Origin of the sequence: Delftia acidovorans NBRC 14950, from assembly GCF_001598795.1 — a bacterium.
In the GTDB taxonomy this organism is placed as follows: Bacteria; Pseudomonadota; Gammaproteobacteria; order Burkholderiales; family Burkholderiaceae_C; genus Comamonas; species Comamonas acidovorans.
In genome coordinates this window covers 316577-339896 of the sequence record NZ_BCZP01000002.1, presented here as the reverse complement: position 1 = coordinate 339896, position 23320 = coordinate 316577, and the positions used below count along the sequence as shown (strand labels likewise).

The 23320-nt window shown below is 67.3% G+C and carries 23 protein-coding genes; 4 read left to right on the top strand and 19 right to left on the bottom strand.

All coding sequences use genetic code 11. From position 1 onward, the window contains the following. Window positions 1-15: 15 nt before the first annotated feature. The 8 genes from DA1_RS04215 to DA1_RS04180 form a co-directional block, all read right to left on the bottom strand. Window positions 16-789, bottom strand: a complete 774-nt coding sequence (locus DA1_RS04215; protein WP_034390275.1) for a general secretion pathway protein GspK — start codon at window positions 787-789, stop codon at window positions 16-18. Further along, entirely contained in the window at window positions 786-1457 is a 672-nt protein-coding gene (locus tag DA1_RS04210; protein WP_034390274.1) for a type II secretion system protein GspJ, read from the bottom strand. The genes DA1_RS04215 and DA1_RS04210 overlap by 4 nt, the downstream gene beginning before the upstream one ends. Beyond that, window positions 1454-1858 (bottom strand): type II secretion system protein, encoded by a 405-nt coding sequence (locus DA1_RS04205; protein WP_051940517.1) that lies wholly within the window; start codon window positions 1856-1858, stop codon window positions 1454-1456. Before DA1_RS04205 ends, DA1_RS04210 begins: the two co-directional genes overlap by 4 nt. Further along, entirely contained in the window at window positions 1858-2301 is a 444-nt protein-coding gene (locus DA1_RS04200) for a GspH/FimT family pseudopilin (protein ID WP_034390271.1), read from the bottom strand. Before DA1_RS04200 ends, DA1_RS04205 begins: the two co-directional genes overlap by 1 nt. Before the next feature lie 52 nt (window positions 2302-2353). Continuing rightward, complete coding sequence (gene gspG, locus DA1_RS04195) at window positions 2354-2794, bottom strand: type II secretion system major pseudopilin GspG (RefSeq protein ID WP_017405949.1); 441 nt, start codon at window positions 2792-2794, stop codon at window positions 2354-2356. 32 nt (window positions 2795-2826) lie between these two features. Continuing rightward, window positions 2827-4044: a type II secretion system F family protein gene (locus DA1_RS04190; RefSeq protein WP_034390269.1), complete on the bottom strand. Its 1218-nt coding sequence runs from the start codon at window positions 4042-4044 to the stop codon at window positions 2827-2829. After that, window positions 4037-5743, bottom strand: coding sequence for a type II secretion system ATPase GspE (gene gspE / locus DA1_RS04185; protein ID WP_034390268.1), 1707 nt, complete (start codon window positions 5741-5743; stop codon window positions 4037-4039). The genes DA1_RS04190 and gspE overlap by 8 nt, the downstream gene beginning before the upstream one ends. A gap of 171 nt (window positions 5744-5914) precedes the next feature. Further along, on the bottom strand, window positions 5915-6727 hold the full coding sequence (locus DA1_RS04180) for a type III pantothenate kinase (RefSeq protein WP_034390266.1): 813 nt from the start codon (window positions 6725-6727) through the stop codon (window positions 5915-5917). Between the two features lie 185 nt (window positions 6728-6912). On the opposite strand from DA1_RS04180, the gene lysM reads away from it, so the two are divergent. Further along, complete coding sequence (gene lysM / locus DA1_RS04175; RefSeq protein ID WP_012203227.1) at window positions 6913-7383, top strand: peptidoglycan-binding protein LysM; 471 nt, start codon at window positions 6913-6915, stop codon at window positions 7381-7383. A gap of 169 nt (window positions 7384-7552) precedes the next feature. Here lysM and DA1_RS04170 read toward each other — a convergent pair whose 3' ends face one another. Together DA1_RS04170 and DA1_RS04165 are read right to left on the bottom strand one after the other, a co-directional pair. Then, window positions 7553-8311, bottom strand: coding sequence for a maleate cis-trans isomerase family protein (locus DA1_RS04170; RefSeq protein ID WP_034390263.1), 759 nt, complete (start codon window positions 8309-8311; stop codon window positions 7553-7555). 152 nt (window positions 8312-8463) lie between these two features. Next, window positions 8464-9438, bottom strand: a complete 975-nt coding sequence (locus tag DA1_RS04165) for a Bug family tripartite tricarboxylate transporter substrate binding protein (RefSeq protein ID WP_034398138.1) — start codon at window positions 9436-9438, stop codon at window positions 8464-8466. A gap of 105 nt (window positions 9439-9543) precedes the next feature. Here DA1_RS04165 and DA1_RS04160 point away from each other — a divergent pair, with 105 nt between their 5' ends. Beyond that, window positions 9544-10479, top strand: coding sequence for a LysR family transcriptional regulator (locus DA1_RS04160; RefSeq protein ID WP_034390261.1), 936 nt, complete (start codon window positions 9544-9546; stop codon window positions 10477-10479). Window positions 10480-10501: 22 nt separating this feature from the next. On the opposite strand, the gene DA1_RS04155 is transcribed toward DA1_RS04160, so the two are convergent. From DA1_RS04155 to glyQ, 6 genes are all read right to left on the bottom strand, one after another. Then, a complete protein-coding gene (locus tag DA1_RS04155) occupies window positions 10502-10942 on the bottom strand; it encodes a rhodanese-like domain-containing protein (RefSeq protein ID WP_034390259.1) in 441 nt (146 codons plus the stop codon). 90 nt (window positions 10943-11032) lie between these two features. Further along, window positions 11033-11968, bottom strand: a complete 936-nt coding sequence (locus tag DA1_RS04150; protein ID WP_034390256.1) for a M48 family metallopeptidase — start codon at window positions 11966-11968, stop codon at window positions 11033-11035. A gap of 16 nt (window positions 11969-11984) precedes the next feature. Then, complete coding sequence (locus DA1_RS04145) at window positions 11985-12725, bottom strand: lysophospholipid acyltransferase family protein (RefSeq protein WP_034398136.1); 741 nt, start codon at window positions 12723-12725, stop codon at window positions 11985-11987. Between the two features lie 142 nt (window positions 12726-12867). Then, window positions 12868-13437, bottom strand: a complete 570-nt coding sequence (locus DA1_RS04140) for a D-glycero-alpha-D-manno-heptose-1,7-bisphosphate 7-phosphatase (RefSeq protein WP_034390254.1) — start codon at window positions 13435-13437, stop codon at window positions 12868-12870. A 55-nt stretch (window positions 13438-13492) separates the two neighbouring features. After that, the gene (gene glyS, locus DA1_RS04135; protein WP_034390253.1) at window positions 13493-15607 is read right to left on the bottom strand and encodes a glycine--tRNA ligase subunit beta; all 2115 of its coding nucleotides are present in this window, start codon (window positions 15605-15607) and stop codon (window positions 13493-13495) included. 34 nt (window positions 15608-15641) lie between these two features. Beyond that, complete coding sequence (gene glyQ / locus DA1_RS04130) at window positions 15642-16580, bottom strand: glycine--tRNA ligase subunit alpha (RefSeq protein ID WP_012203218.1); 939 nt, start codon at window positions 16578-16580, stop codon at window positions 15642-15644. 358 nt (window positions 16581-16938) lie between these two features. Here glyQ and DA1_RS04125 point away from each other — a divergent pair, with 358 nt between their 5' ends. Beyond that, window positions 16939-18054 (top strand): SPFH and helix-turn-helix domain-containing protein, encoded by a 1116-nt coding sequence (locus tag DA1_RS04125; RefSeq protein WP_012203217.1) that lies wholly within the window; start codon window positions 16939-16941, stop codon window positions 18052-18054. 79 nt (window positions 18055-18133) lie between these two features. Next, on the top strand, window positions 18134-19306 hold the full coding sequence (locus tag DA1_RS04120; RefSeq protein ID WP_012203216.1) for a TFIIB-type zinc ribbon-containing protein: 1173 nt from the start codon (window positions 18134-18136) through the stop codon (window positions 19304-19306). 15 nt (window positions 19307-19321) lie between these two features. Here DA1_RS04120 and DA1_RS04115 read toward each other — a convergent pair whose 3' ends face one another. Genes DA1_RS04115 through DA1_RS04105 form a run of 3 tightly spaced genes read right to left on the bottom strand, consistent with a single transcriptional unit; the run spans window position 19322 to window position 23312 of the window. Beyond that, the gene (locus DA1_RS04115) at window positions 19322-20437 is read right to left on the bottom strand and encodes a TIGR03364 family FAD-dependent oxidoreductase (RefSeq protein ID WP_034390251.1); all 1116 of its coding nucleotides are present in this window, start codon (window positions 20435-20437) and stop codon (window positions 19322-19324) included. 32 nt (window positions 20438-20469) lie between these two features. Further along, complete coding sequence (locus DA1_RS04110; RefSeq protein ID WP_034390250.1) at window positions 20470-22242, bottom strand: putative 2-aminoethylphosphonate ABC transporter permease subunit; 1773 nt, start codon at window positions 22240-22242, stop codon at window positions 20470-20472. Next, the gene (locus tag DA1_RS04105; RefSeq protein WP_034390247.1) at window positions 22239-23312 is read right to left on the bottom strand and encodes an ABC transporter ATP-binding protein; all 1074 of its coding nucleotides are present in this window, start codon (window positions 23310-23312) and stop codon (window positions 22239-22241) included. Before DA1_RS04105 ends, DA1_RS04110 begins: the two co-directional genes overlap by 4 nt. Window positions 23313-23320 lie beyond the last annotated feature (8 nt).

Genomic DNA, 23320 nt, shown 5'->3' with positions numbered 1-23320 from the left:
ATCCGATTGAGTACATCACATACGCCCAGCCCACACCTGGGAAGCGGACAGCACCACCCAGGGCAGTGAATTCTGGCGTGCCCTTGAAACGTCCACATCTCGGATGACCAGCACGGCGCCCCCTCCCTCGACGGGTACTCTGGCCGTCAGTCGATAACGCGTACTGGTGATATTTCCGCGAACCGCCCCATCCTCCACACCCTCAAGCAGCCTCAGCAGCAGTTCCGGGGCCGCCTTCAGGTTGACTCCGGATCTTCCGCCTGTATCTGCAACGATCAAGGGCCGCATTTGTGCGTAGATGCCATAGGTCATCCCTGGCACCTGCAGCAAATCCTCGGGGGATTCCCAGGCCACGCCCGCAGATCCTGCCCTGACCACCTGGCGTGTTTCAACCAGCGTCTGCGCCAAAGCTTCGGACTGAGGTACACCCAGTTTTTTCAACACCACCGCCAACAGATTCTGCGGGGCAGCATTGATGTTGATCAGCCCGCTCCAGGGGGCGACTTCGACCTCTATTATCTGCCCCCCCCAGGGGACACCCTCTACTCGGCGTTCCGCAAAGTCTGAGGGTTGGATTGCTATTTTCTGCAGTAACCGGAAAATGGCTGCTTCACCAGCCCCTCGGCCATAGATGGAGTTGCGCACCACGCTGGCCACCGCCGCTTCCCTGCGAACCACGCCACCCAAGCTGTTAGCAAAGATGGCAAGCGCCGCAACGATCCACAGCACAAGAACCAGCGCCATCCCCTTGTTCGAAGCCGCTATCGGCCAGCGTTGCAGACTCTTCATCGCTGACCGCCCCCAAAGACAGCCCCGCCGCTGGTAGAGCGATTCGTCGCCGGTGGTGTATGGAACTCCACGGCAATCAGGGGCCAACTGCCAGAACCGCCTTGAAGCTGTATTTGTACCGCCGAGGGCAGTTCCTTCTCATTTTCCCATTGTGGCGACCACTGCGAGACCCCTACTTTGACATTTTGGTAACTCAGGGCAAAAGCCGTGACGCCCCGGTCGATCACATACGACTGCCCCTGCGCCCAATCAGGTGCAACATCCGCAGCCTTCCACGGCGCGAAATACAGTGTCAAGGCATCACCCTCGACAGCCAGCCTGAAATGCGTACGTCCGCCCATCCCGAACCGGGCCGGCATGATGCCCAGCCATTGCATGCCGCGCGGTCCCCCTTGAAAGAAGAACTCGCTCTCACCTTGTTTGCGCATCCCTGCTTGGCGCCTCACCGCCGATATCTGTCCGAGAGTGGACCGCAAAAAACCAATCGCCACGCGCTGATGATCCATGCGGTCCAGTCGAACATCGACTCTCTCCTGAGTCTGCGATACGGTGGACATCACCGAGGCCAGCCCCAATGTCAGCATGGAAAGCAGCACCATCGCAACCAGCAACTCCACCAGGGTGAAGCCTGACTGGTACGGCCGAGCGGGTCGCAACTGTCTTGTCACCGCGACACCTCACCCTGTTGCAGTGGCCGCTGCGGACGAAGGGTCTCGAACACCCAGCTGCGCCCTTCAGAAACAATCGTGATGCGCAGGGCATGCAGCGGGACGGCCGTTTCTGGGAGATCACCCACAGGAAAAGGCGCTGACGCAACTTGCCACGTATAAAACCCATCTTGCCCCGAGGCCTGGGTTCCACCTGGATCGACCATGGAAAAAGCATCCATCAGCGACTCTGCCAGCATGGCAGCGCCCTGGTTACGCTCCAACTGCGTCACGCCCCGGGCTGATCCACCGACAGCGCGATATATCAGAGCGACGGAGATGGCCATGATGGTCAATGCCACCAGTAACTCCAGCAGGGTCATGCCTCCCGCGAAGCCGCGGGCTGCAGTGTGGCGGCGCATCACAAGCCCTCTTTGGTGACCAGGCCGGACAGCCAGTCCACGCGAAGGCGTACACCGCTGCCCTCGCCGCGAATCAGCGAGATGCTGCCCCCAGTGGCGCCACCTTCCGGCAGGAACACAATGGTCTGGCTGCCATCGGCCAGGGCCGTGCCCGCAGCCGTGGTCAATTGCACTGTCAGGGTGTCTGGCAATTTGGCAGTCGCCTGCCCGGCAATGCCGTACTGGCGGCTATTTGTATTGACGGCAAACGCCACGGGCATGCCCTGCAGCGTCGCCTGCTGCCGAGCCTTGCGCAGCAGGGCCGTGACGTCCTGCACGGTCTGGCGGTAGGCGACGGCATCCCGCAACTTGCCCATGGCGGGCGGCACGATGCCGATGATCGCGGCAAGGATGCCGAAGACCACCAGCAACTCGATCAGCGTGAAACCATGGGCGCGCTTCAAGACATATTCCCGGCACGGAGGCAGCGTTGCACTACGGCGTCAGACCAGCAACTTACTTGGTGTTGCGGATATCAGAGGCCTCGCCCTCGCCACCGGGTGTGCCGTCGGAACCCAGCGAGAGGATCTCGAGGTCGCCATTGGCAGCCGGGTAGGTGTAGCGGTAAGGGTTGTTCCAGGGATCATTGGGCACGCCGCCCTTGAGGTAGGGGCCCGCCCAGCCGGCAACGCCGGCAGGCTGCTTGACCAGCGCGTCCAGGCCCTGCTGCGAGGTGGGATAGCGGCCCACGTCGAGCTTGTACAGCTCCAGCGCCTTTTCGATGTCGGCGATCTGCACGCCGGCCGTCTTGGTCTTTGCTCCACCCAACTGGTTCAGCACCTTGGGGCCAACCAGGCCGGCCAGCAGGGTCAGGATGGCCAGCACGACCAGCAGTTCGATCAGCGTGAAGCCACGCTTGCGGGCGCGGGAGGACAGTTGCTTTTGCATGCGCATCATCTTCTATATACCTTTCAGACAATTCAGATTCATCAGACGGCCAGATCGTTGACGGACAGGATTCCGAGCAGGATCGACACGATGATGGAGGCGATAAGGATACCGAGGACCAGGATCAGCGCCGGCTCCAGCATGGTCAGGAGGCGTTTGATCGCGTTTTCGACCTCGCGGTTCAATATGTTGGACAGCTCCAGCATCATGTCGCCCAGCCGGCCGGTTTCCTCGCCGACCCGCACCAGATTCAGGGCCAGGGGCTCGAATTCTCCGGTTTTCTGGGCGGCATGGGCCATGCGATGGCCTTCCTTGACCATGGGACCCATTTTTTCCAGGCGCTCGCGAATGGCGACGTTGGAGACCGTGTCGCTGGCAATGCGCAGTGCGGTCAGCAGTGTGACGCCGTTGCCCAGCAGCGTGCCCAGCGAGCGGCTGAACAGGGTCAGCTGGTACTTGCGCACCACGCCACCCAGGCCCGGCAGGCCCAGCAGCCACGATTGCCAGGTCTGACGACCCTTGGGACTCTTGGCCCAGCGGGCTAAGACCCAGCCCAGCGCGCCCAGCACGATGAACACCGCCCAGCCGTAGCTGCGAAACGCATGGCCCAGCCCCATCACGAATTGCGTGGGAAGGGGCAGCGCGTCACCCATGTCGTTGAAGAGCTGCTCGAACTGCGGCACGACGAAGCCCAGCATGGCCACCAGGGACAGCACGGCCACGCCCAGCAGGATGGCAGGATAGATGGTGGCCGAGACCACGCTGTCGCGCAGGGCACGCTGGCGCGCCATGTGTTCCACCAGCCGGTTGAGCACGCCCGACATCTGGCCGCTGGCTTCGCCCGAGCGCACCATGTTGATATAGAAGTCGCCGAACAGGTCGTGGTGCTTGCCCAGTGCCTGGCTCAGCGGCATGCCGGCCTTGACGCTGTCGAGCACGGACTGGAGCATGGCCTGCATCTGCACCTTGTGGCTCATCTCCACCAGGACCTTGAGCGCGTTGTCCAGCGACAGGCCGGCACGCATCATGATGGCCAACTCGGTGGTCATGCCCTGGATGTCGTCGGCCTTGATGCGGCCTTTCTTGAGCGCACGCACCGCAAGCGGCACATTGCCCAGGCCCACGGCTTCCTCGACCTTGATGGGCGACAGCCGGCTCTTGCGCAGGTGCACCACCACCTCGGCCACGGCCGCAGCGGAAAAAGTGCCCTTGACCATCTGGCCGCGGCTGTCCACGGCCTCCCAGCTGTAATCAGGCATCGCTCTGGTCCTGGGTCACGCGCAGCACTTCGTCCAGCGTGGTGGCGCCCGAGGCCACCTTGCGCAGGCCGTCGTCGTAGAGGCTCAGCATGCCGCTCTTGGCCGCCATGGCATGCAGGGCGTTGGCGTCCTGGCCTTCGATGATGGCGCGGCGCAGCGGCTCGTCGATGACCATGAGTTCATGGATGCCGGTACGGCCCTTGTAGCCCGTGCCCCGGCAATGCTCGCAGCCGACGGCGCGGTAGATGGGAGAGCCCTCGCGCAAAAAACGCTTGAGCCCGCTGCCCTCGACGGCGGCGGCCGGCAGCGTGTCGGGCTGCTTGCAGTGCGAGCACAGCGTGCGCACCAGGCGCTGGGCCAGCACGCCGTTGACCGAGGACGTGATCAGGTAGCTCTCCACCCCCATGTCTCGCATGCGGGTGACGGCGCCTGCGGCCGTGTTGGTGTGCAGCGTGGACAGCACCAGGTGACCTGTCAGTGCGGACTGCACGGCGATCTGCGCGGTTTCTCCGTCACGCATTTCGCCGATCATGATGATGTCCGGGTCCTGGCGCAGGATGGAGCGCAGGGCGTTGGCAAAGGTGAGGTCGATCTGCGGATGGACCTGGATCTGGTTGATGCCGTCGAGCTGGTACTCGACCGGGTCCTCGACGGTGATGATCTTGTTGGAAACCGCGTCGATCTTGGACAGGGCCGCGTACAGCGTGGTGGTCTTGCCCGAGCCCGTGGGCCCAGTGACCAGCACGATGCCGTGCGGCTTGGCCAGCAAGGTGTTGAAGCGCTCCAGCGTATCGGCCTCGAAGCCCATGCTTTCCAGGCGCAGGCGCACGTTGGCGCGGTCCAGCACCCGCATGACGATGCTCTCGCCATGCACCGTGGGTGCGGTGGAGACACGCAGGTCCAGTTCGCGGCCCTTGGCGCGGGTCTTGATGCGGCCGTCCTGCGGCAGGCGCCGCTCGGCAATGTCCAGATGGGCCAGCAGCTTGACGCGCGAGCCCACGGCTGCGCTCAGCCGTGGCGGCACGAGTTCGGCCGCATGGATCACGCCGTCCATACGGTAGCGCACCTGCAGGCCAGCCTCGAAGGGCTCCAGGTGGATGTCGGAGGCGTGCAGCTCGATGGCGCGGGAAATGATGCCCGTGACCAGGCGGATGACCGGCGCCTCGCTGGCCAGGTCCTTCAGATGCTCGACGAAGTCGCCACCCGTGGCGTCCGACTCCCAGTCCTGGCCTTCTTCGCCTTCGGGTTCCTGGCCGGCTTCGGACAGGGCCTTGCGGATATCGGCTTCCAGCGCCAGCACGGGCTTGATCTGCAACCCGGTGGCAAGGCGCAGCGCCTTGGTGATGAAGGGGTCCTGCGGCACGGACATGGCCACTTCGAGCACGCCGTCCTGCAGCGAAATGGGGCAGACGCACTGCGCATCCAGAAAGCTGGCCAGCAGGCCCGGCACATCGGGCAGCAGATCGGGAAACTCTTCCGCGCGCAGCCAGCGCATGTGCAGCTGCTCGGACAGCGCCTGGGCCACGTCGGCTTCCGCCACCACGCCCAGCTGGACCAGCACCTGGCCCAGGTAGCCGCCCAGCTCCTGCTGCGCCTGCAGGGCGTTTTGCAGATCGCGCTCGTTCAGCTTGCCGGCGGAAAGCAGGCGTTCGCCCAGCCGCCCCTTGATCGGGGCTTCGACACCGGCAATCGGTTCCATGACGTGATTGGTGGAAGACATTGCCGCGGATTATCCACTGTCGCCGCATCCCCCGCGAAAGGCTCCGGATGTGGGGTCCACGGCCGCCCCCGCACCCGGCATCAGCGCTGTCATCAACTGTTACGCAACGGATATAACGGCGCGATGCTGCGCCGCACGATCGAAGTGGCTTCAGGCCGCTTTGACCGCGTCGGCAGGCAGGCCGCTGGCATCGCCCCAGCGGCGCTGCGCCATGACCAGCAGGCCTTCGAAGATGAGGTTGTCCACCAGCTCGAAGGGCCGCGTCATGCTGGGCACCATCTTCCAGCCTGCACCGCCGGCCATGACGCAGGCGGGCTCCATGCTGCAGTGCATGTACAGATGCTGGTACATGCGCTCCACGGCCCCGGCGATGGCGTAGGTGCCGCCACTGGTCAGCGCGTCGCTGGTGTTGGTGGGGAATGGCGTGACCGCACCCGTGGGCACGTGCAGGCCGGCCGTGCCGCTTTCCAGGGCGCGCAGCATGATGCCGTGCCCCGGCAGGATCAGACCGCCCATGAAGTGGCCGTGCTGGTCCAGCGCATCCACGGTGACGGCGGTGCCGATCATGACCACGATCAGGGGCCGCTCTGGCCCGCGCTGCAGGATGTGCTGGCGCGCGCCGATCATGGCCACCCAGCGGTCCGCCCCCAGGCGCGAGGGGAAGTCGTAGCCGTTGGTGACTCCGGCCTCGGCCGCGCCGGGCACGGCCCACTGCGGCTCGAAATCCCAGCCCAGCATCATGTCGATCTGGTCGTGCACGCGCCGGCGCGCCGTGTCGCCGGCCACCACGCAGCCCAGCATGCGCGTAGGCGTGGGCAGGTCGCTCCACGGCCCTTCGGCCAAGTGCTCGATGTGCTCCAGGAACTCCGCGCCGTGCGCCAGCAAAGCGGCGCCAGGCCGATGCGCGTCGTACATCGCCCATTTCAAGCGGGTGTTGCCGATGTCTATGGCCAAAAAAGTCATGGGCGCGATTATCGGAGTTTTCCGGAGGATAGCGTCAGCCATGGACGACAACTGAGTGAGGACGTGAACGCAAGAATGGCGCAAATGTCAAAAATCCGGGAGCGCTCCTGCCCGGCAGCGCGCGCTGCCACTGTTAGGCGTTACATTGGCCTTTCCGTTTTTCCACCCACCAACAGGAGTCACCCATGGGACTTTTCAGTTTCATCAAGGAAGCCGGCGAAAAGCTGTTCGGCGGCAGCGCCGCACAGGCAGCCGAGCCTGCGCAAGACCTGAATGCCAAGGCCGCCAAGGCCATCGAGACCTATATCGGCACGCAGAACCTGGGCGTCAGCGACGTGAAGGTGCAGTTCGATGGCTCGCAGGGCAAGGTCACGGTGCTGGGCACGGCCCCCACCCAGGCGGTCAAGGAAAAGGTGACGCTGTGCTGCGGCAACGTCTCCAGCGTGCAGTCGGTGGACAACCAGATGACGGTGACCAACCCCGAGCCCGAAGCCCAGTACCACGACGTGGTGCGCGGCGACACGCTGTCGGCCATTGCCAAGAAGTTCTATGGCGATGCCAACAAGTACCCGGTGATCTTCGAGGCCAACAAGCCCATGCTGAGCCACCCAGACAAGATCTACCCCGGCCAGAAGCTGCGCATTCCGGCAATCTAAGCCCCCCCTGAGCGGCGTCGCCGCTTCCCCCTGAGGGGGACGACACCCTCGCGGCGGGGCGGCCCTTGCTCGGTGTCTCTGACTTGGCTCATGCCAGTTCTGGATGCCGCGAATTAGACCAGCCCCGCTCCGAGAAAGGCCGCAATAGCGGCCTTTCTCAAGGAAAGATTCAGTATTTACCGCTCAACAGCGCACCGAATCCCGGAACGGCTGTCGGCAAGCCCAGGCGCTTGAGCATCATGAACGTCGTGGCTACCGAGGAAGACAGTACCGGCAGGCCCACGCGGTCCTCGATGGGCTGCACCGAGGCCAGCGAGGGCATCTGCACGCAGGCCGAGGCGATGACCGCGTCGGCGTTGGCCGTGTTCAGGCGCCGCGTGATCTCGATGGGTGCGCGCGCATCCTGGGCGCCCACCTGCAGGTTGTCGGCAATCTCCAGCGAGATGCTGTCCACCACTTCGATGCCTTCGTTCTCTATGTAGTCGATGACCAGCTGCGTCAGCGGCTTCATGTAGGGCGCCAGCAGCGCCACCTTCTTCGCGCCGATGGCGTGCAGGCCATCGACCAGGGCGCCGGCGCTGGTGACCACGGGCGCGGGACCGCCGTTGTCCACGGTGCGCTGGTGCAGGCGCGCTTGCGAGACACGGTGGTAGCCGCGCCCCATGCTCATGATGGCCACCAGGCAGGCATAGCCGAGCACATCGACCCGCGCATCCGACAGTTCCAGCGCGCAGCGGTCGCTGTCGCCGTCCATGGCGGCCAGTTCCTCCTTGGTCACATGCTTCATGCGCATGCGGCTGGAGTGGAAGGTGAAACGCTCGGGCGCCAGGGCCTCGCGGGCGCGCAGGATGGCGGGGATCTCGGTCTCCATCGTGGTGTTGGAGCTGGGCACGATCTGCCCGATGCGGAAATGGGTTTTGCTAGTCATATCAGTTCTTCATAGCGCTGGACATAAAACTGGCGCGCCCCCACTCAGAGACACCGAGGAAGGGCCGCCCCGCCCCGAGGGTGTCGTCCCCCTCCCCCGCGAAGCGAGTAGAGAGGGGGAAGCGGCGTAAGCCGCTCAGGGGGTGCCACCCATCAATCCATCGTGATGTGGTTGGCCTTGATCACCTTGCCCCAGTGATCGGTCTCCCGCTGGACCAGGGCGCCCAGCGCCTGCGGGCCGAGGAATCGCGGCTCCACGCCCTGCAGGGCCGCGCGCTTTTGCACGTCGGGCGACTCCAGGGAGGTCTTGAGCGCGTCCGACAGCCTGGCGATGGCGTCGGGCGGCGTGCCCGCAGGTGCGAACAGGCCAACCCAGGCTTCCAGCTCGAAGCCCGGCAGGCCCGCTTCGGCCGTGGTGGGCACATCGGGCAGCATGGGATGGCGCGTCTTGCTGGTCACGGCCAGGGCCCTGAGCTTGCCCGTCTGCACATGGCCCAGCACCGAAGGCGGCGTGGTGATGAACATCTGCACCTGGCCGCCCAGCACGTCCTGGATGGCAGGGCCGGACCCCTTGTAGGGCACATGCGTGATCTGGGTCTGGGTCACCTGGGCGAACACGGCCGTGCCCACATGGGACAGCGAGCCATTGCCCTGCGACGCGTAATTGACCTTGCCCGGGTTCTTGCGCAGATAGGCAATGAACTCCTGCAGATTGTTCGCCGGAACGGAAGGATGAACGGCGATCACATTGGTGGCGGCCACGATCAGCCCCACGGGCGCCAGCTCGGACTGCGCCCAGGGCAGCTTGGGGAACAGTGCCGGATTGCCCACGTGGTAGGCCGAATACGAGGCCAGCAGCGTGTAGCCGTCCTTGGGCGACCGGGCCACCATCTGGTAGGCGATGTTGCCGCTGGCGCCGCCCCGGTTGTCCACCACCACCGACTGCCCCAGCAGGCGCGACAGCGGGTCGGACGCCAGGCGTGCCGCCGTGTCCACCACGCCGCCGGGCGGGTTGGGGACCACGAGGGTAATGGACTTGGTTGGAAAGGCCTGGGCCTGGACGGTTCCTGCGCCCAACAGGGCGGCCGCTGCCAGGCCGGCGGCCTGCAGCACAATGCGTCGATTCATGCTTGTCTCCATGTTCTCTTTGTACCGGCGCATTCTTGCGGGCCTGCACGCGGCCGAACAGCCGTATCTCGTTGATCCATCCTTCGTCTGTGGTGGAGGATGGGAATGATCAACCTGCACCGATTCGATCTGCTGACGTTGCGCCTGTATGTGGCCGTGGTCGATGCCGGCAGCCTGACGGCGGGCTCGCGCACGCTGGGGCTGTCGTTGGCAGCCGCCAGCAAGCGCGTAGCCGAGCTGGAACAGCACTGCGGCGTGACCCTGCTGGTGCGCAGCAAGCGCGGCGTCACGCCCACGCCCGCCGGCCAGAGCATGTACCACCATGCCGTGGACGTGGTGGCCCGGCTGGAACATCTGGCCCTCGCCATGGACGACTTTCGCAGCGGCGCCACGGGCCAGTTGCGCCTGTGGGCCAACAACTCCGCATTTGCGGGATTTCTGCCCCGGCTGCTGGCCGACTTCATGGCGGCCCACCCGGGTGTGTCGGTGGACCTGGAAGACGCGCTGAGCGAGGAGTCCGTGCGCGCCGTGCTCAGCGGCGTGGCCGAGCTGGCCATCATCGGGGAGAACACGCCCCTGGAAGGGCTGAGCACCCAGATCTGCGATGTGGACGAGCTGGTGCTCGTCATGCCGCGCGGCCATGCGCTGGACACGGACGACGCCTCCCCCGTGCCCCTGGCCACGGTGCTGGACCACGACTTCGTGAGCCTGGCCCGCTCCACCTCGCTGATGCGGCGCATTGCCGCTGAGGCCGAATCCATCAACCGGCCCGTGCGGATCCGCATCCAGGTGCGCAGCTTCGACGCCATGTGCCACATGGTCTCGGTGGGTCTGGGCCTGGCCATCCTGCCGCGCGCCGCCACCGCGCCGCACCTGGCAGCGCGGGCACTGCGGCTGCGCCCGCTGGGGGCGCTCAACACCCGGCGCCGGCTGCTGCTGGCCATGCGCTCGCAGGCCACGCTGTCGGGACCGGCCCAGGCCCTGGTGGACATGGTGGCCGCCCGGGCGGTGGCGCTGGGATTCGCGGAGCCGCCGCTCTGAACGACGCCAGGTCCGCGCCGGCTTACTGGCGCCAGGGCAGGCCGCGCAGGCGCCAGCCGCCGACATGGCCGCGCTGGCCGTTGGCGTCCACATCGCCCTCGAAGCCTTCGAGGATGTTGTAGGCCTCGATGCCCAGTTGCGCCGCGCGCTGGGCTGCGGCCACCGAGCGCACGCCGCTGCGGCACAGCAGGACCACCTTGCCGCCTTCAGGCACGGCGGCGCGCAGCTGGCTGTCGAAATCGGGGTTCATCGCCATGGACGGCCACTGCTTCCAGGCCACGGCCACGGCACCCGGTACGCGGCCCACCCAGTCGCGCTCTGCATCGGTGCGCACATCGACGAGCACGGCTTCGCCGGATTGCAGCCATTGCCAGGCAAGTTCGGGAGGAATGTCGCCTGCATAGCCCGGTGCGGGCTGGACGGTCAGGGGAATGGCTGCGGGAACGGGAGCGCTTGCGGACATGGATTGGCTTTCTTGATAGGACGCGGTTGTGTGCCCGGCAAGAATAACCGTCCAGCCCGACTGGCGCCGGCTCGCCGGTGCCCGGATCGCCTATTCCCAGGGAGGCAGCAGCCTGTCACGCAGCACCTGGCGCTGCGCCTCCCAGCCCGGCATCACGCTGGCCACAGTAGCCCAGAAGCGCGGGCTGTGGTCCATGTACCGCAGGTGGGACAGCTCGTGCACGACCACGTAGTCGATGACCTCGGGCGCGTGCTGCATGAGCCGCCAGTTCAGCCGTATGGCGCCCGCCGAGTTGGCACTGCCCCAGCGCGTGCTTGCGCTGGTCAGTCTCAGGCTGGTCCACTGCACGCCCAGGAGCGGCGCGTGGCGCTGCAGGCTGGCCGTGAACCAGGAGCGCGCCTCGCGCAGCATCCAGGCCTGCACGCAGGCGCGCACCTCGGCGGCCGATGCCCCGGGCGCCAGCGGCAGGTGCAGGGACTGGCTGCCGTCGGCCGCCTGTTCACGGTGTACCTGGCGCGTGCGCAGCGTCTGGGTTTCGCCGCCGGTCAGGCACAGCTGCAAGGGGCGGCCCAGATAACCGATCTCTGCGCCGTGCTCCCAGCGGATGCGTGCCGCCTGCTGGGCTTGCTGGCGCTGGCCGGCCTCATGCAGCTTGCGCAGTATCCAGCCCGATTTCGCCTCCAGCGCCTGCGCGATGGCAGCCATGTTGACCCAGGAAGGTGCGCTGACCACCAGCCCCTGCGCGCCGATGGTGAAGCCTATGGTGCGCCGGCGCGAGCGCTGCAGCCGGTAATGCAGCACCTGCCCCTGGAGGACCGCCTGCTGGTTGGCCTCCGGGTGGACGCGGGGACTGGGCTCGGGGATGGTGGATGAAGATGGGAGAGATGGAGAAGAAGGAGGAAGAGGCGCGGACGAAGGCTGGGCGGGGGGAGTGGCCCTGTCACGGCGCGACTTCAGCCCGCCGTCCTGCGTTTGCACGGCAGGTGGCAGCAGCCAATCCCAACTGCGCTGTGCCGGGTCCGCCATGCCGGTCTCCGGCGCCTCAGGCGCGGTAGGCCTCGGGGTCGAGGCGCTGCATTTCGGCCTCGATCCAGTTTTCGACTTCCACCATCAGCTCCTCGTGCTTGCGGCCCACGGAAGGAATGGGCTTGCCGATGGAGACATCCACCACGCCCGGCGTCTTGATGAAGGCCTTGCGCGGCCAGCACTTGGCCGAGGTGACGGCCACGGGCACGACAGGCACGCCGGCCATGATGGCCAGGCGCGTGGCGCCGGTCTTGTACTCGCCCCTTTGGCCGCGCGGGATGCGCGTGCCTTCGGGAAACATGATCACCCAGGTGCCCTGGCCCAACAGGCGCTTGCCCTGCTCGACCACCTTGTGGAAGGCGCGCGAGCCGTGCTTGCGGTCGATGTGGATCATGTCCATGCTGCCGATGGACCAGCCGAAGAAGGGCACCATGAGCAGCTCCTTCTTGAACACATAGGCCAGCGGGCGCGGCATGATCGCCGGCATGAGGAAGGTCTCGTAGGTGGACTGGTGCTTGACCAGCAGCACCACGCCCTGCTTGGGGTCGGTAGGCAGGTTCTCCATGCCCTGCACGCGGTGGCGCACGCCCATGATGACGCGGGCGCTGTCCACCGACAGCTTGAGCCAGGCGCGCGCCACGGCATAGACTCGGCGCGGCCCGCCACCCAGCCAGCGCGTGAGCAGCACGGCCAGGGTGTAGGGGATCACGGTGATGCCCATCCAGAGCATGTGGAGGGTGGAGCGGATCAGGGACATGGCGGCAGTGTGGTGCAGAAAGCGGCGCAGCGGCCGGGCGGCAGGCCCGGGCATTGCGCCCTCAGGAATCGGAATTCACAAAGATAGCATTGTGCGCAGGACGGCAGGCCGGCGGCGCATGGGCAAAGCGCCGTTCAGGCGTTCAGGGAGCGGGTGCGGCATCTGCCGGAACCAGCGCATCGGCCAGCGCGGCCAGGCTGGCATGGCGCTGGGTGCCGGGCGGCAGTCCGGGCGGCAGCGCCCCGTCCAGAGACACTCCGGCGCTGGCGCCCGTGCAGACCAGGTGCAGGCGCGCGCCCATGGCGGCGCCGGCCTGCAGGTGGGCCACGCAGGAGCCGACCACCCACAGCTGCTGCCCCTCGACGCCGAAGCGCTCGGCAATCTGCTCGAACAGCGCCGTGCCGGGCTTGCGGCAATGGCATTCCTCGTCCGGGGCATGGGGGCAGTAGAAAACCGCATCGACGCGCGCGCCTGCCGCCGCCATTTCGCGGTGCATGCGCGCGTGCACGGCATTGAGCTCGGTCACGTCGAACAGGCCCCGGCCCAGGCCCGGCTGGTTGGTGGCGACCACCACATGCCAGCCCGCCCGGTTCAGGCGCGCCACGGCTTCCAGCGCCCCGCGCTGGGCCTTCCAGGCCTCGGCAGAGCCGATGAAGCCCTCCTCACCGATCTGGTTGAGGGTTCCGTCACGGTCCAGGATCGCAATTTTCATGGTCGGGTCCCAGGGTGGAAGACGCAGGGCCCGGGCGGCAGATGCCGCCACGGGATCAGGAGGCCAGTCGCGAAAGGTCAGCCACGCGGTTCATGGCTTCGTGCAACGTGGCCAGCAGGCCCAGGCGGTTGGCCTTGAGGGCCGGGTCTTCGGCGTTGACCATCACATGCTCGAAGAAGGCATCGACCGGGGCGCGCAGCGCGGCCAGGGTCTGCAGGCTGGCCGTGTAGTCGCCGGCAGCAAACTGCTGCTGCGCCTTGGGCGCCACCGATTGCAGGGCTGCGTACAGGTCCTTCTCTGCCACCTCGGCCAGCACGGCCGCGTCGACCTGGGCCTGCACGGCCTGGTCGGCCTTCTTGAGGATGTTGCCCACGCGCTTGTTGGCGGCGGCCAGGGCCGGTGCCTCGGGCAGCTCGCCGAAGGCGCGCACGGCTTCCAGGCGCTTTTGCACGTCGGACAGGCGCTGCGGGCGCAGGGCCAGCACGGAGTCCACTTCCTGGGCCGAGAAGCCCTGCTCGCGCAGGTTGCCGGCCAGGCGGTCGTAGATGAAGTCGGCCAGCTGGGGCGTGGCGTCCTCGATCTTGTCGCCGAAGGCCGGCAGCACGCTGACCAGCAGGGTTTCCAGATCCAGCGCCAGGTCTTTCTCGACCAGCATGCGGATCACGCCCAGCGCATGGCGGCGCAGCGCGAACGGGTCGCGGTCGCCCGTGGGCAGGTTGCCGATGCCGAACATGCCGACCAGGGTTTCCAGCTTGTCGGCCAGGGCCACGACCACGCCGGCGTTGCCGCGCGGCAGTTCGTCGCCCGCAAAGCGGGGCTTGTAGTGGTCCTCGATGGCATCGGCCACGGCCACGTCCAGGCCGTCGTTGAGCGCGTAGTAACGGCCCATGGTGCCCTGCAGCTCGGGGAACTCGCCCACCATGTCGGTCACGAGGTCGGTCTTGGCCAGTTGCGCGGCCAGGTCGGCCTGCTGGGCCAGGCCCGTGTCGCCCAGCTGGCGGGCAATGCTCTTGGCGATGGAGCGCACGCGCTCCACGCGCTCGCCCTGGGTGCCGAGCTTGTTGTGGTAGACCACCTTGCCCAGCCCTTCCACGCGCGAGGCCAGGGTCTTCTTGCGGTCCTGGTCGAAGAAGAACTTGGCGTCGGCCAGGCGCGGGCGCACCACGCGTTCGTTGCCGCCGATGACGGCGCTGGCATCCTGCGGGCTGATGTTGCTGACCACCAGGAACTGATGGGTCAGCTTGCCGGCGGCGTCCAGCAGCGGGAAGTACTTCTGGTTGGCCTTCATGGTGAGGATCAGGCATTCCTGCGGCACGTCGAGGAATTCCTTCTCGAACTCGCAGACCAGCACATTGGGGCGCTCGACCAGGGCCGTGACTTCGTCCAGCAGGGCCTCGTCCTCGATGGGACGGACACCGCCGCCCAGGCGCTCGGCAGCGGCCTGCAGCTGGCGCGCGATCTCGGCACGGCGCTCGGCGAAGCTGGCGATGACGGCGCCCTCCTCGCGCAGCTGCGCGGCGTAGTCATCGGCGGAGCGGATGACCACGGGATCGACCGCCGCCTCGAAGCGGTGGCCATGCGTGGCCGTGCCGGCCGTCAGGCCCAGGGCCTTGACGCCGATCAGCACCTCGGTGCCGTGCAGCACCACCAGGCCATGGGCCGGGCGCACGAAATGGACACTGCTCCAGCCGTCGGCCAGCTGGTAGCGCATGACCTTGGGGATGGGCAGCTTGGCAATGGCTTCGTCCAGCGCCTTTTGCACGCCATCGGCCAGCATCACGCCGCGCACGGTGGAGGCGTGGAACAGGGCCTCGGCCTTGCCTTCGCCCTGACGGGTCAGGCCGGCAACGGCTTCTTCGCCGGCACCCAGGGCGGCCAGCTTCTTGATCAGGGCGGGCGTGGGCTTGCCGTCGGCGTCCAGGCCCACGGAGACGGGCATGAGCTTTTGCGACACGGCCTTGTCCTCGGCCTGGGGCAGGACTTCGGTGATGTGGGCGGCCAGGCGGCGCGGCGAGGCATAGGCCGTCAGGCGCGCTTCGCTGGAGGCCAGCAGGCCCTGGGCCTTGAGCTGCTCGAACAGCACGCCGGCGAAGGCGTCGCCCAGCTTTTGCAGCGCCTTCGGGGGCAGCTCTTCGACAAACAGTTCAACAAGAAGATTCGATGCGTTCATGGTCTGGTGTTCTCTCGGTGCAGCGGTGTCCGCCTCAGGCGGCCTTCTTGCCCTGTTGTTCGGCGGCCTTGGCCAGCTCGGCCAGCACTTCGTCGGCATGGGCCTTGGGCGCCATGGGGAAGCCCAGGCGCGCACGGCTGTCCATATAGGCCTTGGCCACGGCGCGGGCCAGGTTGCGGATGCGGCCGATGTAGGCGGCACGCTCCGTCACGCTGATGGCGCCGCGCGCATCGAGCAGGTTGAAGGTGTGGGCGGCCTTGAGCACCTGCTCGTAGGCCGGCAGCGCCAGCTGTTCGCCGATCAGGTGGTTGGCCTGCTTTTCGTAGGCGCCGAAGGCGGTGAACAGGAAGTCGGCGTCCGAGTGCTCGAAGTTGTAGGTGGACTGCTCCACCTCGTTCTGGTGGTAGACGTCGCCGTAGCTCAGGCCGTCGGTCCAGGTCAGGTTGTAGACGTTGTCCACGCCCTGCAGGTACATGGCCAGGCGCTCCAGGCCGTAGGTGATCTCGCCCGTGGCGGGCTTGCAGTCGATGCCGCCGACCTGCTGGAAGTAGGTGAACTGCGTCACCTCCATGCCGTTGAGCCAGACTTCCCAGCCCAGGCCCCAGGCGCCCAGCGTGGGGTTCTCCCAGTCGTCCTCGACGAAGCGGATGTCGTTCTTCTTCAGGTCGAACCCCAGGGCTTCGAGCGAGCCCAGGTACAGCTCCAGGATGTTGTCGGGCGCGGGCTTGAGCACCACCTGGAACTGGTAGTAGTGCTGCAGGCGGTTGGGGTTGTCGCCATAGCGGCCGTCCTTGGGGCGGCGGCTGGGCTGCACGTAGGCGGCCTTCCAGGGCTCGGGGCCCAGCGCGCGCAGGAAGGTGGCGGTGTGCGAGGTGCCCGCGCCCACTTCCATGTCATAGGGCTGGAGCAGTGCGCAGCCCTGGTCGGCCCAGTAGGACTGCAGCTTGAGGATGATTTGTTGGAAAGTGAGCATGACTTGTTTCAGGCGTCGCACGCAGGCCGGGGCCGCGCCGGTGAATGAGAGGCGGCTCGCGCCGCGCAAACGACGATTTTAAGGCGCCGCCCGGCCATGCGCCGTGCTGCCGGCCTGCGGCCCCACGGCAGACGCTCCACAGGGCGATCTGCATCAAAAAACGGAGCAGGCGACACATGCCGGCAAAGGCCGTGGCGCGCGAAGACCCGAAGGCCCGCCTTGCACGACGCATCCGGATCATTTTTTGACAATTCACCAGGGCAGCGGCCGGTGACCGTTCGCCACGCCGCCATGCACGCCCCCTAGAATGGCCCATTGACCTTTTTTGTCGTGGACCACCACCGCCCCGGAGCCTGCCATGAACCTGATGAACATCATCACCAAGCAACTGATAGAGATCATCGAGTGGACCGATGACTCGCGCGACACGCTCTCCTACCGCTGGCCCGATGACGACAAGGAAATCAAGAACGGCGCCCAGCTCATCGTGCGCGAGTCGCAGCAGGTGCAGTTCGTCTCGGCCGGCCAGTACGCCGACCTGTTCAGCCCCGGCAAGCACACGCTGACCACGCAGAACATTCCCATCCTGTCCACCATCCAGGGCTGGAAGTACGGCTTCAACTCGCCGTTCAAGTGCGATGTCTACTTCATCAACACGCGCCTGTTCACGGGCAACAAGTGGGGCACCTCCAACCCCGTGATGGTGCGCGACAAGGACTTCGGCGCCGTGCGCCTGCGCGCCTTCGGCACCTATGACTTCCGCATCGTCGAGCCGGCCAAGTTCCTCAAGGAAGTGGCGGGCACGGACCAGAACTTCCGCATCGACGAGTTCGCCGACACCATGCGCTCGCGCATCATCAGCGTGTTCACCGAGTCGCTGGCCAAGGCCCAGGTGCCCGTGCTGGACGTGGCCCAGCGCTATGGCGAGCTGGGCGATGCGCTGCTGCCGCTGATCAATCCGGCCATGACGGACAAGTACGGCCTGGAGATCACCAGCTTCGTGCTGGAGAACGTGTCCGTGCCGCCCGAGGTGGAGCAGGCCATCGACAAGCGCTCCAGCATGACGGCCATCGGCAACCTCAACGACTACGTCAAATACCAGATGGGCCAGGCCATGACCACGGGCGGCGAAGGCGCTGCCGCAGCCACCCTGCCCGCCACCATGGCCATGGGCTTCGGCATGGCGCAGGAGATGATGAAGAGCATGCAAAACGGCGGTGGCGGTGGCGCACCGGCCGGCCAGGGCCAGGCGTCCGATCCGTTCTCGCCCGCTGCCGCACAGGCGGCCCAGGCCCCCGCAGCGCCCGCCGCCGGTGGACTGCAGGTGCTGACCCCGGCGCAGGCGGCCCAGGTGCTGGGTGTGAGCGAGGCCGATGTGCTGGCCGAGATCCAGGCCGGCAACCTCAAGGCGCGCCAGATCGGCAGCCAGTGGCGCATTGCGCAAAGCGCTCTGGACGAGTTCCTCAAGGGCTGAGCGCCCTCGCTTTCTGTTGGCTTGAACCTTCCCGGCGCCAGGCCCTGCCTGGCGCCGTACGCTTTCCAGGACCGATGCCGTGAGCGCGCCCTCCCCCCGTTCTTCTTCCACTCCCGCCTCCGGCTCCGGCTCCTGGGAGGCGGCCGCCGCCGCGCCCGCCATGGTGCGCAAGCACCCCTGCCCCGAATGCGGCGCCAACCTCGAATGGAATGCCCAGGCCCAGGCGCTCAAGTGCCCGTACTGCGGCACCACGGTGCCCTGGAGCGAGGAAACGCGCGAGGAACTGGGCCGCGATGTGGTCGAGCAGGACCTGGCCGAGGCGCTGCGCAACCCCAAGTCCGGCCGGGGCTGGGGTACGGAGGACCGCTACGAGGTCCAGTGCCAGAACTGCCGTGCCATCTCGGTCTTCGTGAACCGCACCGTGGCCCAGCGCTGCGACTTCTGCGGCTCCCCCTCCATCGTCGCCCATGAGGACCAGGGCGATGCCATCACGCCGCAGAGCATCCTGCCCTTCAAGATCAGCGACGGGCAGATCCGCGACCGCATCCGCCAGTGGTACGGCAGCCGCTGGTTCGCGCCCAACCGCCTGAAGTCCGCCGCGCTGACCGACACGCTGCACGGCGTCTACCTGCCCTACTGGACCTTCGACGCCCACGCCAGCGCCGACTGGCAGGCCGAGGCGGGCTTCTACTACTACACCACCGAGTCCTACCGCGACAGCAACGGCAATGTGCAGACGCGCCAGGTGCGCCATGTGCGCTGGGAGCCGGCCGCGGGCAGCCTCGCCCATTTCTTCGACGACGAGCTGGTGCCCGGCACCGTAGGCGTGCACGCCAACCTGCTGCGCCAGGTGGAGCCCTTTCCCACGACCACCGACCTCAAGCCCTACACGCCCGAGTTCGTGCGCGGCTGGACCGTGGAGCGCTACCAGATCGACCTGGGCAAGGCCGCCCAGGTCAACGTGCAGGACATGGACGAGCAGCTGCGCGCCCTGTGCGCGCGCCAGGTGCCCGGCGACACCTACCGCAACCTGCAGATGCAGCGCGAGTACCAGGGCCGCACCTTCAAGCACATCCTCGTGCCGGTCTGGCTGGTAGGCTACACCTACGGCAGCAAGACCTTCCAGATCATCGCCAACGGCTACACGGGCCAGATCGCGGGCGAGCGCCCCTACAGCGCCCTCAAGATCACGCTGGCCGTGCTGGCCACGATCATGGTGCTGGCGCTGCTGTGGGTGATGTTCGGCAAGTAGTAGGCCGGCTACCGCTCACCACGCGCTCCAGACCTCTTCTGCAAGCCCGAAGGCGGTGCTCGCGCCGGAACCTCCGGTGACCGCCACCACACGCGTGGCCTCGTCGGGCGCATGCACCACGCAGGGCGCGTCCTGCGCACTCGGGTAGACGCCCACCCAGCGCTCCACCACCTGCGCATCGCGCAGGTTCAGGGCCTCGTTCATGTGGCGCAGCATCAGCCGGTCCACGGCCTCGCTGGCAAAGGGCTGGGGCGCTGCGCCGTAGTGGTGGGAATCGCCCACCACCAGGCTGCCGTCGGCGCTTTGCACGGCGATCAGGTGGATGCCGTGGGCCAGGCTCTCGCCCTCCTCCCGCTCCAGTTCGGCGCGCAGCGCGGCGGCTTCGGGCAGGGCGCTGTAGCCCTCGTATCTGACCATGCTCAGGTCACCCATGACCGAGCCCTTGAGCCGAAAGCCCGGCTGCGGCCGCACGCGCAGCATCTGCAGCTGGCACAGCTGGATGCGATGCGGCGCCCACAGGCCGGCGAACAGGCCGCCCGGGTCGGCGTTGTTGCAGACCACCACGCGTTCGCCGTGGTAGCTGGCGCGCGTGCTGCGCACCCGGGGCGCGGCCACGTCGAGCACGGCCTCGCCAAAGCGGAAATCCACGCCCATGGCCTGCTCCAGCCACTGCGCCAACCTGGGAATGGCCGTGCGCGACTCCACGCGCAGTTCATGCGGGCTGTAGAGCACGGCGGACAAATCCTCGGTACGCAGTGCAGGATGGCGCTCGGCGGCCTGGGCCGGCGTGAGCAGCTCGCAGCGCTCGCCCATGGCGGTGCTTAGAAAGGCATGGAGCACGGCCTCGGCGCTGGGGCGGCGCGCCGTCAGCCACAGGCCGCGGTGCACGACCTCGATGCCGGCCTGCGGCGCGATCTCGGCCCAGGTGTCGCGCGAGCGCATGGCACGCCGCCAGTGGGCCCCGGCCTGCTGCCCCGTGACGGTCACAAAGCCGAAGTTGCGGATGGAGGCGGAGATGCAGGCCGCGTCGCGCTCGATGACGAGCACGCTGCGGCCACGGCGCGCGGCCGCATAGGCGTGGGCCAGGCCGACAATGCCGGCCCCCACCACGATCAGGTCGTAGTTCTTCATGGGAAAAAACGGAGGGGGGAAGAAAGAAGGGATCAGCGCTGGCGCCAGCGCTGCGTGCGCCGCTGCACCCAGGCATCCAGCGCCGCGATCAGCAGCCGGCCCGTGGCGGCGGTGGCAAAGATCAGCGTGGCCATGGCGGCGGCCGGCGCGGTGTCGCCCGCGTCGTCCATGGCCAGCACGGCCACCGAGGCCAGCGTGGTCTCGGGCGAGTAGAGGAACACCACGGCCGACACCGTGGTCATGGCGTTGACGAAGAAGTAACCGGCCACCTGCATCACTACGGGCATGCACACCGGCAGGTGCACGCGCCACAGCAGCGTCCAGAAGGCCACGCCCAGAGAATCGGCCACGCGCTCGTATTCGGCATCGAGCTGCTGCAGCGCGGCCAGTTGCGTGATGTGCGCCACCGAGAAGAAATGCGCCACCGAGCACAGCACCAGGATGGCCATGCTGCCGTACAGAAAATGCAGCGGATTGCCCTGGGCATTGAAGAACAGGATGTAGCCCAGGCCCAGCGCCAGCCCCGGCACGGCCATGGGCAGCGTGGCCACGGCATGCAGCCACTGGCGCGTGCGTGCCCAGCGCTGGGGCTTGGCCACCAGGTAGGCGGTCACAAAACTCAGCACCGCCCCCACCACCGCCGTGGCCAGCGCCATGGACAGCGAGTTGCCATAGCTGGCCCAGCCGCCGCCGTCCATCATGTCGAAGCGGTAGTTCTTGAACGTCAGCGTGAGGTTGTAGGGCCAGTAGCTGACCAGGGAGGCCAGCACGGCCGTGCCCATGACGGCCAGCAGCGCCAGCGCCACCAGCGCGCAGTACGCAAGCAGCGCGCGGTCCAGCGGCGCATGGGGCTGGGGCACCAGCGGCACGGAGCGCACGCCCATGGTCGCCGCCTGCCGCGCACGCAGATGGCGCTCTGCCGCAAAGGCCAGGCCCGCAGGCACCAGCAGCAGCATGGCCACCACGGCACCCATGGACAGCTTTTGCTGGCCTATGACCTGCTTGTAGATATCGGTGGCCAGCATGGCCGTGTTGCCGCCAATGACCTTGGGCACGCCGAAGTCGGTCACCACGAGCACGAAGACCACGATCCAGGAAATCATCAGCCCGTAGCGGCTGGCTGGCAGCGTGACCTGGCGGAAGCTGCGCCAGCGGCTGGCGCCCAGCGTGGCGGCCGCCTCGTACAGGCGCGCATCGCCCGAGGCCAGCGTGGTGCACAGGATCATCAGCGCATGCGGAAAGGTCCAGAGCACCGAGCCCACGATGATGCCGAAGGGCCCGTAGGCCGAGCCCCCCTGCAGCCAGCCCTTGAGCAGGCCCTGGCTGCCGAACAGGTAGATCAGGCTGATGGCCATGAGCAGCGAAGGCGCCAGCAGCGGCACCAGGGCCAGGCCCCGGAACCAGCGCGCCAGCGGCATGCAGCTGCGCACCACGCCATAGGCGTAGACATAGGCCAGCAGCACGCAGACCGTGCTGCTCACGGCCGACAGCCACAGGCTGTTGAACAGCGATTGCGCCACGCCCGGCATGCGCGCATAGGTGATGAACTGGGCCAGGCCCGTGAAGCGGCCCGCATCGTCCCAGAAACTCCTGCCCAGCAGGCTGGCGACCGGCAGGGCGATGGTGGCCAGCAGCCAGGCCAGTGCGCCCAGCACCAGGGCGCCCAGCCACCAGCGCTCCCAGCCTGCGCTGCGCCCCCGCGGACGCACGGGCCCTGCAGGCGCGCTGCGGCGGGCGGAAACGGAGCGGTCCACCGGCACGGGCACGGGCACGGAAATGGCCGTGTCCATGGGATGCGCGCTCATGCGGCCTTCCTCACGTCGGGCGCCGCCAACGGCTGCAGCGCAGCGGCGGGCAGCTCCATCAGCACCTCGCCCTGCAGCCAGTCGGGCAGGCCCACGTCGTGGCGCAGGGGCCACTGGGCGTCAACCTGGCATTGCAGCGTGGGGCTGAACAGGCGCACCAGGGCCATCGATCCCAGGAACGAGGTCTCCACCACGCGGGCGCGGAACAGGTTGGCCAATGCCGTGGGCTGGGCCGGGTGCAGCACCACGCTCTCGGGCCGCACGCCCACCAGCAGGGCGTCGCCACGCTCGAAGCCGGCCAGCGCGCAGCGCAGGCTGGCCTCGCCGATGCGCACCTCGTCCGCCGATGCGGCCGTGGCCGGCAGCAGGTTCATGCGGCCCACGAAGCCGGCCGCGAACTGGCTCACGGGCCGGGCATAGAGCTGCTCGGGCGAGCCCTGCTGCTCGATGCGGCCCTGGTGCATGAGCACCACGCGGTCGGCCATGGACAAGGCCTCTTCCTGGTCGTGCGTGACCATGATGGAGGCAATGCCCAGCTGGCGCTGCAGCTGGCGGATCTCGCTGCGCAGCTCGGTGCGCACCTGGGCATCGAGCGCGGACAGCGGCTCGTCGAGCAGCAGCAGGCGCGGCCGGGGCGCCAGCGCACGGGCCAACGCCACGCGCTGCTGCTGGCCGCCGGACAGCTGGGCGGGGTAGCGCTGGGCCTGCGCGCCCAGGCCCACCAGGGACAGCATCTCGGCCACACGCTCGCGCGCCTGCGCCGCAGGCTGCCCGTTCAGCCCGAAGGCCACGTTCTGCGCGGCCGTGAGATTGGGAAACAGCGCATAGCTCTGGAACACCACGCCAAAGCCACGGCGTGCGGCTGGCCAGCGCGTGATGTCATCGCCCTGGAACAGCACCCTGCCCTCGTCAGGCATGTCGATGCCGCAGACGATGCGCAGCAGCGTGGTCTTGCCGCAGCCCGAAGGGCCGAGCAGGCTGACGAACTCGCCCGCCTCCACGTTCAGGTCAATGCCGCGCAGCACCTGCTGCTCGCGGTAGCGCTTGGCGATATGGTCTATGCGCAGCATGGCGTGGC

Excerpts from the sequence above, each read along its gene's own strand:
- DA1_RS04215 (WP_034390275.1), bottom strand. The coding sequence starts at position 789 with ATGAAGAGTCTGCAACGCTGGCCGATAGCGGCTTCGAACAAGGGGATG.
- DA1_RS04205 (WP_051940517.1), bottom strand. The coding sequence starts at position 1,858 with ATGCGCCGCCACACTGCAGCCCGCGGCTTCGCGGGAGGCATGACCCTG.
- gspG (WP_017405949.1), bottom strand. The coding sequence starts at position 2,794 with ATGATGCGCATGCAAAAGCAACTGTCCTCCCGCGCCCGCAAGCGTGGC.
- DA1_RS04190 (WP_034390269.1), bottom strand. The coding sequence starts at position 4,044 with ATGCCTGATTACAGCTGGGAGGCCGTGGACAGCCGCGGCCAGATGGTC.
- gspE (WP_034390268.1), bottom strand. The coding sequence starts at position 5,743 with ATGGAACCGATTGCCGGTGTCGAAGCCCCGATCAAGGGGCGGCTGGGC.
- DA1_RS04180 (WP_034390266.1), bottom strand. The coding sequence starts at position 6,727 with ATGACTTTTTTGGCCATAGACATCGGCAACACCCGCTTGAAATGGGCG.
- lysM (WP_012203227.1), top strand. The coding sequence starts at position 6,913 with ATGGGACTTTTCAGTTTCATCAAGGAAGCCGGCGAAAAGCTGTTCGGC.
- DA1_RS04170 (WP_034390263.1), bottom strand. The coding sequence starts at position 8,311 with ATGACTAGCAAAACCCATTTCCGCATCGGGCAGATCGTGCCCAGCTCC.
- DA1_RS04165 (WP_034398138.1), bottom strand. The coding sequence starts at position 9,438 with ATGAATCGACGCATTGTGCTGCAGGCCGCCGGCCTGGCAGCGGCCGCC.
- DA1_RS04160 (WP_034390261.1), top strand. The coding sequence starts at position 9,544 with ATGATCAACCTGCACCGATTCGATCTGCTGACGTTGCGCCTGTATGTG.
- DA1_RS04155 (WP_034390259.1), bottom strand. The coding sequence starts at position 10,942 with ATGTCCGCAAGCGCTCCCGTTCCCGCAGCCATTCCCCTGACCGTCCAG.
- DA1_RS04150 (WP_034390256.1), bottom strand. The coding sequence starts at position 11,968 with ATGGCGGACCCGGCACAGCGCAGTTGGGATTGGCTGCTGCCACCTGCC.
- DA1_RS04145 (WP_034398136.1), bottom strand. The coding sequence starts at position 12,725 with ATGTCCCTGATCCGCTCCACCCTCCACATGCTCTGGATGGGCATCACC.
- DA1_RS04140 (WP_034390254.1), bottom strand. The coding sequence starts at position 13,437 with ATGAAAATTGCGATCCTGGACCGTGACGGAACCCTCAACCAGATCGGT.
- glyS (WP_034390253.1), bottom strand. The coding sequence starts at position 15,607 with ATGAACGCATCGAATCTTCTTGTTGAACTGTTTGTCGAAGAGCTGCCC.
- glyQ (WP_012203218.1), bottom strand. The coding sequence starts at position 16,580 with ATGCTCACTTTCCAACAAATCATCCTCAAGCTGCAGTCCTACTGGGCC.
- DA1_RS04125 (WP_012203217.1), top strand. The coding sequence starts at position 16,939 with ATGAACCTGATGAACATCATCACCAAGCAACTGATAGAGATCATCGAG.
- DA1_RS04115 (WP_034390251.1), bottom strand. The coding sequence starts at position 20,437 with ATGAAGAACTACGACCTGATCGTGGTGGGGGCCGGCATTGTCGGCCTG.
- DA1_RS04110 (WP_034390250.1), bottom strand. The coding sequence starts at position 22,242 with ATGAGCGCGCATCCCATGGACACGGCCATTTCCGTGCCCGTGCCCGTG.
- DA1_RS04105 (WP_034390247.1), bottom strand. The coding sequence starts at position 23,312 with ATGCTGCGCATAGACCATATCGCCAAGCGCTACCGCGAGCAGCAGGTG.